Consider the following 290-nt stretch of genomic DNA (forward strand, 5'->3'; position numbering starts at 1 on the left):
ATCCCCATTTCTATAACCCCAATCCTGGTTAAAACGAGTACCTCTTTCACTAAGTCTGTAAATCTCCATTGGCAAAGCGTTTTGACGCTGACCATGTCTTTGTTGAGCTCCAAAAGCAGTGAAAGATAGTTGATGATCTTCATTAAAATCTTTGGCGATGTTAATGAAGTAAGAGAACCCACTAAACTCAGTTCCATCTACGTAACCATCTCCAACAGTTCTGGCGCCAGAAACAGTTGCAGCCCAACCGTTATCCAATTTTCCTGTCGATACAGTTGCAGAAATTTTTT

General features: G+C 40.7%; 1 pseudogene. It reads right to left on the minus strand.

Features of this window, described 5'->3' with window-relative positions:
- Window positions 1-290: pseudogene (locus tag HC176_RS19115) on the minus strand (TonB-dependent receptor); the annotation flags it as partial.

Source organism: Tamlana crocina (assembly GCF_012037625.1).